A 12,528-nucleotide genomic window follows, 5' to 3' on the forward strand; every position below is an offset into this window, starting at 1 on the left:
CCTGTTATTTTTAGTCAACAAGTGAAATAAATTAACTTAATACGTTAGTTTATAACGCTAGTGAATAGAGCAAAGAGTCTATACTCTATTTATAAGTTCTTAACCCTCCTCAGGTTTAGTTCTTACCCTGTTGATTGTAGTTCGCCAAATTTGGTAACTAATTTTAAGGCCACTTTATTTGAAGTGGCCTCTTTTTACCCAAATAAATGAATATAATTCACCTATCGAATTAAATTAACGCGTTCGACAATAGAGTTTAGACTCTATATTCTAATCACAAGTTCTTAACCCTCCTCAGGTTTAGATCTTACCCTGTTGATTGTAGTTCGCCGAATTTGGTAACTAATTTTAAGGCCACTTTATTTGAAGTGGCCTCTTTTTTATCCCTTCATTCTAATAATTAACTAAACACTTCATAGCTAGCATCCAATTAGTAGTATCTAAGCACGAAACCAATTTGCTATTGATATAAGTCTACACATTAACAATGTTTATCAAATTGGACTGTGACAAGCATAGCTGTTTGTGATTTGTGATTTGAACAAAGATATTGAGTCAACCACCGAAGTTCATACCTTTAAGCAATAAGCAGCATTAGATTTGAGCAGCTAACGGCATAGGTTATCCATTATAATAGTATTTCATCTTCACGAAGGGTTAGCACTTCATAACCAGTTTGTGTAACTAAAATCGTATGCTCCCACTGAGCAGAAAGTTTTTTATCACGCGTGACTACTGTCCAACCGTCTTTTTTAGTTTTTATTTTCTTTGAACCTTGATTGATCATTGGCTCTATAGTGAAAGTCATTCCTGCTTCTAAAACAAAACCTGAATGAGGTTTGCCATAATGGAGAACTTGCGGCTCTTCGTGCATCTCTTTACCAATGCCATGGCCGCAATATTCTCTTACAATACTGTAACCCGCAGATTCTGCATGCTTTTGAATGGCATGACCAATATCACCCAGCGTAGCTTTAGGTTTTACGACCTTAATACCTTCCCACATTGCTTCGTAAGTGGTTTTAACTAATCGTTTCGCTTCAGCGCTTGTTGCACTGAAAGTATACATTTTGCTTGAATCGCTGATATAACCATTTTTTCTAAGGTGATATCAATATTTAAAATATCTTTGGCTTTTAAAATATGCCTATCATTAGGTACGCCATGGCATACCACATCATTTAACGAAGAGTTGAGTGAATACTGATAACCATATTGCCCTTTACTTGCAGGCCGGGCCTTTAATTCATTAACAATGTAACTTTCAACTTTGGAGTCAATATCTAACGTTGTTATACCTTCACAAATAAAGTCGTCGAGCATTGCAAATACTTTAGATAGAAGCCTACCAGACTCTCTCATAAAGTTAATTTCAGTTTCCGTTTTTATCACTGTTTTATTCATGCAATAACCCTTCAATAGCAAGGTTTTCTTTAAGCAATTGACTTTTAATGATTTCATGAAAGGTAAGTGTTGGATTTAGCTCTGCAAGCATACCCATTTTTATCCAAAATTCAGCTTGTGAGTTGATTGATCTAGACATGACGTTGCTAGACTTTCTAATTTCATCATGTAACTGATCAGATATTTTAACTATTCCCATTATACGTTCCGTATACAAATTGTATTCGAATCATATACTCCATGAAAATAAGTGTCAATTTACTTGTTTCATATTTGATTCGTTAAGACAACTATTGAAAATAATGTCAATTTGGCTGATAGGTTCGGCATCTATAACAATCAGTTACTTACGCCTTCATCTGACTAAAAGACATGGTCATTTGGCTCACCTAGGTCACTGGGAAAACTATTAATTAGGGGAAAAACCAAAAACGGATTAACGGCTTACCCACCTTAGTTAATTATTTTGTTTTACTGATTAGCAATCTCAGTCAATATTTTTTTACGGCAACATGTAAAATCTGCTTAAGATTAATAAAACTGTACAACGCATAAAATTCAATACTGAAAAATGAGTAAAACACTGGGATAAGTTTAGTCAAATGAATAACTATGAACAAAACCTCTTTAGAGTATGTGATTACATTAATCAGAATCTAGATGATGACTTAACATTAGACAGGTTAAGCACGGTTTCGGGGTTTTCTAAATTTCACTTTCATCGTGTTTTTTCGGCATATACCGGGCTTAGTGTAATTAAGTTTATTCAGATGTCACGATTAAAGCGAGCGTCTTTTAGGTTGGTATTTAAAGCTGACATTAAAATTATCGATATTGCTTTTGAGGCTGGATTTGAAAGTGCCGAAGCGTTTTCAAGAGCCTTTAAACGTGAGTTTGGACAAAGTCCGTCTGAGTTTAGAAAGTCCCCAAAGTGGCTCAACTGGCACGATAAAACGGATACATTGACCCTACAGTTAATTGATAAAACGGAACATAAAATGGATGTGAAAGTCGTTTATTTTGAAGAGCAAAAAATAGCTGCATTGGCGCATTATGGTGACCCTAAACTCCACTATCAAACATCAATGAAGTTTATTGCTTGGCGCAAAGCAAGCAAGTTATCACCAATTAAAACCAGTAATACTTACGGCATTCCTTACTCTGATCCTAATGTAGTAAAAGCAGAAGATTTTCATTTTGATCTCTGCGGCTCAGTAAAAGCAGACATTCCAGAAAACGAATACGGTGTAGTAAATAAAATTATTCCAGCAGGACGTTGCGCCGTTGTTCGTGATATTGGGCATCGCGATGACTTAAAAAAGGGGTTTATTATTTATATCAACAATGGTTACCAACGAGTGGTGAACAATGCAGAGATTTTCCCGTGTTTTTCCATTATGTAAATTTTGTCCACGACGTGCCCGAACATGAAGTGATCACTGATATTTATCTACCAATTAAATAGTTTTTACTTACGAGCCTTTTTCTTACGAGACTTATACTATTAGGACTTAAATAATGCCCCATTCTAAAAACATGTTTCTTGTCGGTTCGTTACCGTCTGTATTTATGAAAACCGCCGCACCTATAATTTTAATGATGTTGGTCAATGGTTCGTTCTCATTAGTTGATGCTTACTTTCTAGGTGAATATGTTGGAGCACATGCACTTGCAGCCGTTACCTCAGTATTTCCTGCTTTTATGTTACTGGTGGCTTTATCAAGCTGGGTGTCTGCGGGCTTTTCAAGTGTGATGGCAAGGCTGTTGGGCGCCAATAAAACGGACCAAGCTATATCGGCCTATAGCCAAGCAATGACACTATCAATGTTTGTTAGCATGGTGCTGATTTTACTGTTTTTAGGCGGCGGTGAACAATTGGTGTTGTTTGTTAATAATGGTTCAGCGAGCTTATCTAGCATGAGTTACAATTATTTATCTTTAATGATATTTTTCTCACCATTGCTATTTATTCTCACTATCAATAGCGACAGCTTACGTTGTGAAGGACAAATGTCTTTTATGGCAGTTGTGCCTTTGTTATCGGTATTCTTTAATATTATATTTAACTACATTTTTATTGCGATGCTTGGCTGGGGCGTAGTTGGTTCTGTTTACGGTACTTTGTTAGCGCAAACCTTATCACTGTTTGCTGTGTACTTATTTCGCCGTTACAGTAAAACCGCGTTAAAGGTGTCTATTGTGCGCTTTACTGCGAACCGTAAGTTATGGGCCGACTTTTTGGCGTTAGGCGCGCCAACGAGTTTGTCTTATGTTGGTGTCGCGCTTTCTTCTGCCTTTATTTTATATAACTTACAAATTTGGAGTAATGAAAACTACAGCATGGTTGTGGCAGCTTATGGCATTATCACCCGAATTATGACGTTTATTTTTCTGCCATTGTTAGGCTTGAGCATGGCGTTTCAAACCATTTTAGGCAATAACATAGGGGCAAAAGAATGGCTAAGATCAAACAGTGCAATTAAAATCGCCATCTTCATCGCTTTTATTTATTGTGCATTTTGCCAATTATTTGTATGGCTACTTAAAAACCAGTTAGGTGGCGTGTTTGTTAGCGATATAAGTGTAACTGCAGAAGTCGCACGTATTATACCTATTATGTCATCAGCCTTGTTTTTATTAGGTCCGTTGATGATGATTGGAGTTGTGTTCCAAGCGATGGGAGATGCAAAAAGAGCAGCTATTTTACGCCTTAGCAAAAGTATACGTTTTTACCCTGCCGTTGATTTTTATTCTGCCACTCTTGTTTGCCGAAAAAGGCATTTGGTTAGCTGGCCCAAGTGCGGAATTCTTGGCATTGTTGCTGACGGTAACCGTTTTATATCAACGTCGCCAAAAATCAGGTAATCCGTTTGGTTTGTTTTTTAAGGAATAATAAAAGTGCTACTCGATTGGCCCGTTGATTTTGAGTTAAAAATATAAACAGCTAATTTTCTGAGGTGCAATAGCGATGTAAAATGACTTATTTTAAAAGTTCAATTTGCAAACGCTACCTCTGCAAGCACTATTAGGATAGATTGCTAGGGCATCGTGAATACAATTATTAGTTGTTGCTAAGCATAAGAGTGGTTCTGCTTATCGTTATTTTAAACGCTTTGACAAACACTAACTGACTCCCAATGGTATTGCCTGATGGGCACTCAAACTAATGTTAAACATTTGGTAAATGTTGCGTAGTTCAATTTTAACCAAAAATTGATGACGTTTGCTTTGGTACAAAAACACCTTAATTTCAAGAGTTAGATTCTAAATCTCATAGATAATAATTATTTAAGTATCGAGTTAAATTAACGCGTTCGACACTAAAGTTAAGACTCTATAGTCTAACCACAAGTTCTTAACCCTCCTCAGGTTCTGATCTTACTCTGTTGATTGTAGTTCGCCATATTTGGTAACTAATTTTAAGGCCACTCTTTTGAAGTGGCCTCTTTTTTAATATCACACATGAAAAACATTAACCATCTGGTTAAATTAACGCGTTCGACACTAGAGTTAAGACTCTATATTCTAATCACAAGTTCTTAACCCTCCTCAGGTTTAGATCTTACCCTGTTGATTGTAGTTCGCCATATTTGGTAACTAATTTTAAGGCCGCTCTTTTGAAGTGGCCTCTTTTTAATATCACACATGAAAAAACATTAACCATCAGGTTAAATTAACGCGTTCGACACTAGAGTTAAGACTCTATACTCTAATCATAAGTTCTTAACCCTCCTCAGGTTTAGATCTTACCCTGTTGATTGTAGTTCGCCATATTTGGTAACTAATTTTAAGGCTACTCTTTTGAAGTGGCCTCTTTTTTAATTTTACACATGAAAAAATATAAACCATTAGATTAAATTAATGCGTTCGACACTAGAGTTAAGACTCTATACTCTAATCACAAGTTCTTAACCCTCCTCAGGTTTAGATCTTACCCTGTTGATTGTAGTTCGCCATATTTGGTAACTAATTTTAAGGCCACTCTTTTGAAGTGGCCTCTTTTTTGCCTTCCCTGCTTACTTATTCCCTTATTTCATGTTGCCCGCGGGCGCTATTCGTTAATTCCAAAGCATCTACCAATTAAAATAAAGATAAAATTGTCGAAAATATCGTTGTTTTGTTATTTATTTACACTTTTGTAGAAATATTTCAAAATACCGCTTTACAATTAGAGTAAAGAGTCTATACTCTAATACATAAGTTCATGCCTCCTCGGGTTTGTTCTTACCCTGTTGATTGTAGTTAACCTTATTTGGTAACTAATTTTAAGGCTCCTTTTTTAGGGAGCCTATTTTTTTGCCAAAAATTTACCAAATCAAAGATCCTATATCCTCACTCTCAGCAATTCCCTTTGCTACTAATCACAACTCTCTCATTAAGATTGTCTGGCAGTGCATCCCTCTTTTGGACATATACATAACTTAAATTAATTTAATACTCACCAAACTGGTGCAAATATCACGTCCGATGATTACCTATAATATATTTCCCTTTAAATTCAAACACCTAAAGTTTGGCCTAGGCCTTGCTATCTTATAACTAAAGTATACTTGAAAATTATTTAAGGACGTCCTATGTCTATTCAAACCCCAATTCGTGGTTTGCGCTCGTTCTGTATTGCAGCCCGATGTTTAAGTTTTAAACATGCAGCAAAGCAATTGCACATAACACCTTCAGCGGTCAGTCATCAAATCCGATTGTTAGAAGAGCAGTTGTCTAAACAGCTTTTTAAACGACAAACTCGAGCAATTGAATTGACTCGTGATGGTATAAATTTTTATCAAGCTATTGCACCTGTTATAGAGCAGCTTGAAAGTACAATTGAAAAATTTAGTGAAGAAACAGAAAACTCGGTAATTAGTATTTCATTACCCGAATTTTTTGCGAACGAACTATTTGTTCCAAAATTAAGTCATTGGTCAGATCAAAATCCAAATATTAATTTGCAACTTGAAACGGTAAAGTCTCGTTCTGAAAACAAAAAAGAAACGGACCTATCCATAGTACTTGCGGCATCAAAACCAACAGACGCACTTACATATGAGCTATTTCCCGTAAGTTATATGCCTGCATGTAGCCCAGCGCTTTACCAAAAATTAAAGCCATTAGGCAAACAAGCGTTATACGAAGCGCCACTAATATTACATCAATCTCGCCCTTGGTCGTGGCATCAATGGGCCAGTGAAAACGACGTTGATGATTTCGATCCTAAACGAATTGTCCAAGTTGACAGTATGTTTTCAGTAGCACGTGCAGCTCAACAGGGCCTAGGCATAGCATTAGTACCGTTACCGATTAGCCAAAGTTGGTTTGATGAAGGGGTCATTATGCCTCTTTTTGAAAAGCAACTTCATACTCGAGACCGCTATTACTTAATCCAACATGATTGGCATGCGTCAAGAGATGAGCTCGATGTATTTGTTCAATGGATGCTAACGTCTTTTGCAAAATAAGTAGAAAAGACAACAAACATAATCATTGCCAACCGAATATGCGGCCTTAGCAATGATTATATGTTATTCCTCCCACCTCCCACTTAAACTAGACTCAAAACTGATCCAAAGCTCATTTCAAAGACGCATATCAACACCTTCCTCAAACAGTAAATTTAAATAGACCAACCGCTTTATCGCTGGAAAAAGGCTCAAATGTCTTTATGTTTGATAAACACGACTTTGGAACTGTATTTTTAATATAGACATATCGCTATACGCCCACTAGACTAAAGTTTACGTCCACCAACCTGTTTTATAATGGATAAAAAGAACTCAACCGTTTCCGAATTAATGTCACAAGCGCTGCATAACAGTAAAGACATTGTTGCGCTATCGGATAGTAAAAATAGATACATCTATTGCAACGCAGCTTTTGCTGGCTTTGTTGATGCGCCAATTGAAGATATAATCGGACAAACTTTTTCTACTATAGTACGTAGTTGTTTTACTAGAGAAAGAGGGATACTAATCGAAACCGACAATATCGATGAATGGTTAGCGGCGGCAGAATCCAAGCAAAGGTCAGATAACTTTAGAACGTTTGAAGTTGATTTGTATGATGGCCGATGGATTAAGGTGTCTGAATTTATTGTTGAGGACTGTCTTTTTTACATGGGACCGACATAACTTCGAACAAATCGCTGCAATTTGAGTTAGAACATACCCAGGAACAGCTCCGTATGGCTGCTTCGACAGATTTTCTAACCGGTATTTACAATCGTCGGCAATTCAGCGAATTGGCTGAGACTGAAATAGACAGAAGTACAAGGTACGGTACACCACTGACACTGTTAATTTTTGACCTAGATTTGTTCAAAGAAATAAACGACAAGTACGGGCATGCAGCTGGTGATGAAGTACTAAAAGAATTTGTTGAAAGGATCAAAACGTGTTTACGCCCCTATGATGTATTTGCCAGAATAGGCGGGGAAGAGTTTGCCTTGTTGTTACCAAACACCGACGCTACCAACGCAAAAGGGGTTGCCAATCGTTGTTTGAAAGTAATCAACGGGCAAGTTCTGAGCTGTAACGGGCACAATATCAATTTAACGACCTCTATCGGGGTTTCTAAAACAATTCATGAAACGAGTACTTTAGATTCATTGTTGGTGAGTGCTGACCAAAACCTATATAAGGCAAAAAAATGGGCCGAAATCAAGTAGTGGCGCCTTAACAAGTGGACAATATGTTAGACAAAAAGCCCTCATAGAGGCGATTAATACAGAAATGCCTTTTGGTAAATATGCGGGTCGAAAGCTGATCCATCTACCTGAACCCTATTTAGTTTGGTTTCATAAACAAGGCTTCCCAAACTCTAATTTAGGGAAACAACTTGCCCTATTGTATGAAATTAAACTGAATGGACTAGAGGGCATGTTAAAACCCCTAATTAGAGGATAATTGTTGAAGTACATTAAAATATGACTGACTTTTCCGTTGCATCAGGGGCCCTTTAATCATATTAAAATGAATGATAAAAAGCGGAAACTGTATTGCCGAGTAAAATAAACTCAGTCAAATTTCCCGTAATCTTTAAAGTAATCACGCCATGTTCACCTGTCCATATCTTTTACAACATTGATATTATACCCATTTGAAAAAAACCTATAACATTGATACGTATACAGTTTCCATCTATGGAACATTCTTTGCTCTGTTAACTTAAATTGATAAAACTAGCCAAATGGTTCGTTATTATAAAGGTGGATCTAAAGATGAAAATTAATAAAATTGGTCACTTATTTAGAATTTTTGCACTTGTATCTGGACTGGGTTTTATGCACAACGCCTATGCTGGCTTAATAATACCGGATAGTGCAACTGTCGAATCTGGCACTGCTTGGAATACCGGTGGTGGTGTTGGACAGCTTGTTGATGGCTATACAACGGCAGGTTCACGCTGGTTTGGCTTTCGTCCCCTATCTGGAAATCAAGATGACAGAGTACGTTTGACGCTAGATGACAACTACGACCTTAGCTCAGTAAGTATCTGGAATAATGGTGGTGGTATTGATGGAGATAGTGAAGGTCTTAAAGATTTTCAACTCACCTTCTTGGATGAAAACCTATTTAGTCTCAATAGCTATTCTGGCAGTTTGTTAGACTTACAAAGCATTCAAACGCAGGCAATAAGTGCGACAAATGTTTCCTTTATAGACCTTACGTTTAAAACGAGTCATGGTGCAAACTACGCTATAATAGCAGAAATTCAATTTGAAGGCGTTACCACAGCCGACGTACCAGAACCTTCCACACTGGCGATTTTTGCATTAGGCTTGATAGGATTAGCGTCACGTAAACTAAGAAAGTCACAATAAAAACTTACTTGCACTGGAAAACATCAATATGAAAGATTGATGTTTTCCAGTTTAAATTTATAAATTAGTGAAGCAAAATTTAGGTATTTTGTTGCGTTAACCAAACCGACAAAATTTTATTGAACACAAAAACTGCGGTTAGTTTAGAACTCTTTCACTTCCATTCATGCAGCAAACGAAGCGCTCTGTTTCTACAAATTCTACAAACAAAAATTTAAACCCTATAATTTTCAGACTAAATTTAGCGATTCCAACTCTTTATTGAGTTTTTCCATTCGGCGCTTGATCCCACTTTGTTTAAGCGCTTTGGTACGTTTATCAATACGCTCCGCCGTTTTTAGCCAGTCGAATATCTGTTTTCTTGAGACACCAAATTCGTCTGATACATCGCCAATTAATCTGTTCTCATAACGAACTGCGCTCATTATCTTAATTCGGATCTCTTCATTAAATAGACTCATTTCATCCACCTATTCCTATTGGACACAGTGAAATAATGGAATAAACGTACCAAAAATTAACCCATTGAATTCAATACAAAAACAACTTCAACATTGTCAAATACTAAGTTACATTCACCAATATTGAACACGCCCTGCACTGAAACTGACTTTACTCCAACAGATGTCCTAGCCTTTTTAGTGCGAGTGCGCTGCCGAGCTTGGCAGCTCGTTCGTAATATTCAAATGCTTTATCAATGTCCTGTATACAACCCCAGCCATTTTCCAAACACTTGCCGTAAAAGTACAACCCGTACGTATCATCCTGAATCGCCGCCTGTTTATACCAATGTGCAGAGCTTGTAAGATCCTGAGGTAGCCAAGTGGATTCGATATAATAATGACCTAATAGAACCTGTGACGTTGGATCGCCCCCGTGAGCAGCATCGCTTAGCAAATCTAGGCCTGAAGGGAAGTCACCGTTTTTAAAATAATACTGGGCCAACATTCTTTTTGCCGGGAGAAAGTTTAAATTCGATGCCTGCGTTAGCCAATAGACTTGTTCATTAAGTCGCAACTGCTTTGTTTTCTTATCAAGTAGCGCCGTATCGTCGGTTCTGTAGGCTAAAGCAAAATTCATCGCGGCGGGCGTCAAAGCCAGATCAGAATTGGTCGTCATCAACTCCCAATATTGACTCGAAATAGGTAAATCTAAATATTCCATAAACGACGGCGCTGAATAAAACTTATACGCTTTATAACTGGTATTTTTACAGGTGTTCGCTGGGAACAACTCTCTGTGATAGATCGCTTCAAGCTCTGTGATGCTAAATTCTTCAGTCGCTACGACTAAGTTTTTCCCTAACGTTTTGTGATTATACGTTTGGCATAATAAAACTTGCTGAGACGGGTGGATTTGATATTCGTCATATAGTTGTAGCCAATGGGCAATTTCATGTCTTAATACTGCTACGTTATCTTGACTGTCGATAAACATGAGACCACCACGTGTATTAGCGTCCCCTTTATCAACAACGACTAATAAGTGGCTGGAGAAGAGCTTAGCGTTATCCTTAGTGGACAACGTCTTATACACTAATGACAATTTTGGTAAATCACAATCAATTCGCCCAACTTCATCTTCTTCACAAAAGCTCGATATTGAATGAGCGACATACACATTTGGAAAACAAACAGATTGGCGCGCCCTATTCTCTTGCTGATATTCCGCGAGCAATTCTTGGGTCGAAGCCAAAAGTGACTTATTTGCAACTAGCACGTCAGCGGAAATCTCACATTGAGAAACCGTATTGTATCTACGCCCATTATCAATATTGCTCAATATTGGTACTGATACATCAACTTTAGAATTAAGTAAGTCATTGTCGGTAGAAAGGGCAAATTCGGTTTGAACCTGCATTTGATTAACCTGTTTCAATTTAACTGCTGTTAGTTTTGGCCAGTCAGCGAGATGTTGTTTGTAATATTTGTCAGCTTGTTGCCAATTTTTTTCCAATATATGCAATTTCAGCAGTTCGAATCGAGCATCTATGCTGCCCAATACACTTGCATGATTTAGCCAAAGTAGTGACTCAGAGATATTATTTTGTTTGTGGGCGAGTTCGAACAACTGAAATGCAGCGCGAGCTACGCCAAAATTTGCAGCTCGTTTTAAATACTGAATGTCACGATTGTTTTGAAATACCGTGTAGTTTGCCTGAGGGTGTCCAAATTCAGCGGCAACATACGGATACGATTGAGATTCATCAAAATGGGACCAGACTATAACTGGAGTAAAAATGATCCCATCACTTTTTGACAAAAAGGTAAGTAACAAACACCAAACATTTTAATAACGGTTGCATGATTGTTACTTAATTCACTAATTTTTTACAGGTAACTGATTTGCTGGATTGTATCGTTGCTTAGCTTTTTCATACAGTTTAGCCAATTCAAGTTTTGCGTATTTGTGCTCAACAAATTCAAATACGTTGGTAGATAACGCAAGTCGAAAATAGTTTTTTGCGGTTTCTTCATCACCTTGCTGTAATTTGAGTTTCGCCAAATAGAAATAGCCTTCGCATAGGCGATCAACCAGTTCTCGAGGACTTTGCAGTGATCTGCTCATATTTTCAATAAATTGCTTTTCGTCGATGTCACCAAGGAAAAGGTCGATCAATTGATAAGACCACTTATTTTTATCAATCATTGAGGCGTTATAAATAAGTCTCAAACGTGCATCTTCAGGATTGATTTCATATTCTGCGAGATACAACCACATAGCTCGGTAAGGGTCATTTGGTTGACGCATTAAAAAGGTTTCTAGGTCATCAACTGCCAGTTCATTTTTACCAAAGTAATATAAAGCGATACCTCGGTTTAAATAGACATAACTATGTTCTGGTTCAATTTCGAGAACATTATCGAAAATCTCAAATGCTTGAGAGAACTGACCAATTAATGTCATGTGAATACCAATAAAATTATAGGCATCGGCAAACGCAGGTTTGTACTCAAGAGCACGACGGAAATCGAGTTGAGCTAATGTTCTAAGGCCCATACTGTCAAAAATAACCCCACGGTCATATAACATCTGGGCCATCTTGTCGTTGTCTAACTTAACGTGGTTAATTAGCTGTGACAATTTTGCTACAGCAAGTTCGCTTTGATAGTCAATTTCGAGAGGTTCGGTAATGACCGCATTATTGACAAAATGAGGTCGAGAATTTTGTTCAACCGACTTGGTGGCACAACCACTTAATAAACTCGCTGAAATAACAACTAGCGAAAACAATAGCTTCATACTGACTCCTAGATTAGTAGGCGTATTAATAACATAAATTTGAACCGATGATAAACAGCGTTTTACAT

At 37.3% G+C, this 12,528-nt stretch carries 12 protein-coding genes and 1 pseudogene; 8 read left to right on the top strand and 5 right to left on the bottom strand.

The window, feature by feature from the left end; translation table 11 throughout:
- Positions 1-628: 628 nt before the first annotated feature.
- Together map and PN838_RS06335 are read right to left on the bottom strand one after the other, a co-directional pair.
- A pseudogene (gene map / locus PN838_RS06330) lies at positions 629-1,404 on the bottom strand (type I methionyl aminopeptidase).
- Complete coding sequence (locus PN838_RS06335) at positions 1,397-1,603, bottom strand: ParD-like family protein (RefSeq protein ID WP_215962699.1); 207 nt, start codon at positions 1,601-1,603, stop codon at positions 1,397-1,399. Before PN838_RS06335 ends, map begins: the two are co-directional and overlap by 8 nt.
- A gap of 403 nt (positions 1,604-2,006) precedes the next feature.
- On the opposite strand from PN838_RS06335, the gene PN838_RS06340 reads away from it, so the two are divergent.
- The 8 genes from PN838_RS06340 to PN838_RS06370 all read left to right on the top strand — a co-directional run bounded on the left by PN838_RS06340 (position 2,007) and on the right by PN838_RS06370 (position 9,217).
- Positions 2,007-2,807, top strand: coding sequence for an AraC family transcriptional regulator (locus PN838_RS06340; protein WP_334313295.1), 801 nt, complete (start codon positions 2,007-2,009; stop codon positions 2,805-2,807).
- A complete protein-coding gene (locus PN838_RS26115; protein WP_334313485.1) occupies positions 2,789-2,869 on the top strand; it encodes a hypothetical protein in 81 nt (26 codons plus the stop codon). Before PN838_RS06340 ends, PN838_RS26115 begins: the two co-directional genes overlap by 19 nt.
- Before the next feature lie 53 nt (positions 2,870-2,922).
- Entirely contained in the window at positions 2,923-4,269 is a 1,347-nt protein-coding gene (locus tag PN838_RS06345) for an MATE family efflux transporter (RefSeq protein ID WP_272180063.1), read from the top strand.
- 1,715 nt (positions 4,270-5,984) lie between these two features.
- Positions 5,985-6,857 (top strand): LysR substrate-binding domain-containing protein, encoded by an 873-nt coding sequence (locus tag PN838_RS06350; protein WP_215962732.1) that lies wholly within the window; start codon positions 5,985-5,987, stop codon positions 6,855-6,857.
- A 300-nt stretch (positions 6,858-7,157) separates the two neighbouring features.
- On the top strand, positions 7,158-7,526 hold the full coding sequence (locus PN838_RS06355) for a hypothetical protein (protein WP_272180064.1): 369 nt from the start codon (positions 7,158-7,160) through the stop codon (positions 7,524-7,526).
- Positions 7,527-7,579: 53 nt separating this feature from the next.
- Entirely contained in the window at positions 7,580-8,062 is a 483-nt protein-coding gene (locus PN838_RS06360; protein ID WP_272180065.1) for a GGDEF domain-containing protein, read from the top strand.
- 43 nt (positions 8,063-8,105) lie between these two features.
- Positions 8,106-8,300, top strand: coding sequence for a DUF3820 family protein (locus PN838_RS06365; protein WP_272182524.1), 195 nt, complete (start codon positions 8,106-8,108; stop codon positions 8,298-8,300).
- 314 nt (positions 8,301-8,614) lie between these two features.
- Positions 8,615-9,217, top strand: coding sequence for a PEP-CTERM sorting domain-containing protein (locus PN838_RS06370; protein ID WP_272180066.1), 603 nt, complete (start codon positions 8,615-8,617; stop codon positions 9,215-9,217).
- Positions 9,218-9,447: 230 nt separating this feature from the next.
- On the opposite strand, the gene PN838_RS06375 is transcribed toward PN838_RS06370, so the two are convergent.
- The 3 genes from PN838_RS06375 to nlpI all read right to left on the bottom strand — a co-directional run bounded on the left by PN838_RS06375 (position 9,448) and on the right by nlpI (position 12,460).
- Positions 9,448-9,678 (bottom strand): hypothetical protein, encoded by a 231-nt coding sequence (locus PN838_RS06375; RefSeq protein ID WP_215962693.1) that lies wholly within the window; start codon positions 9,676-9,678, stop codon positions 9,448-9,450.
- Between the two features lie 151 nt (positions 9,679-9,829).
- Positions 9,830-11,479, bottom strand: a complete 1,650-nt coding sequence (locus tag PN838_RS06380) for a tetratricopeptide repeat protein (protein ID WP_272180067.1) — start codon at positions 11,477-11,479, stop codon at positions 9,830-9,832.
- A gap of 60 nt (positions 11,480-11,539) precedes the next feature.
- Positions 11,540-12,460: a lipoprotein NlpI gene (gene nlpI / locus PN838_RS06385; protein ID WP_272180068.1), complete on the bottom strand. Its 921-nt coding sequence runs from the start codon at positions 12,458-12,460 to the stop codon at positions 11,540-11,542.
- Positions 12,461-12,528 lie beyond the last annotated feature (68 nt).

This window comes from Psychrosphaera algicola (genome assembly GCF_028401425.1).
GTDB lineage: Bacteria > Pseudomonadota > Gammaproteobacteria > Enterobacterales > Alteromonadaceae > Psychrosphaera > Psychrosphaera algicola.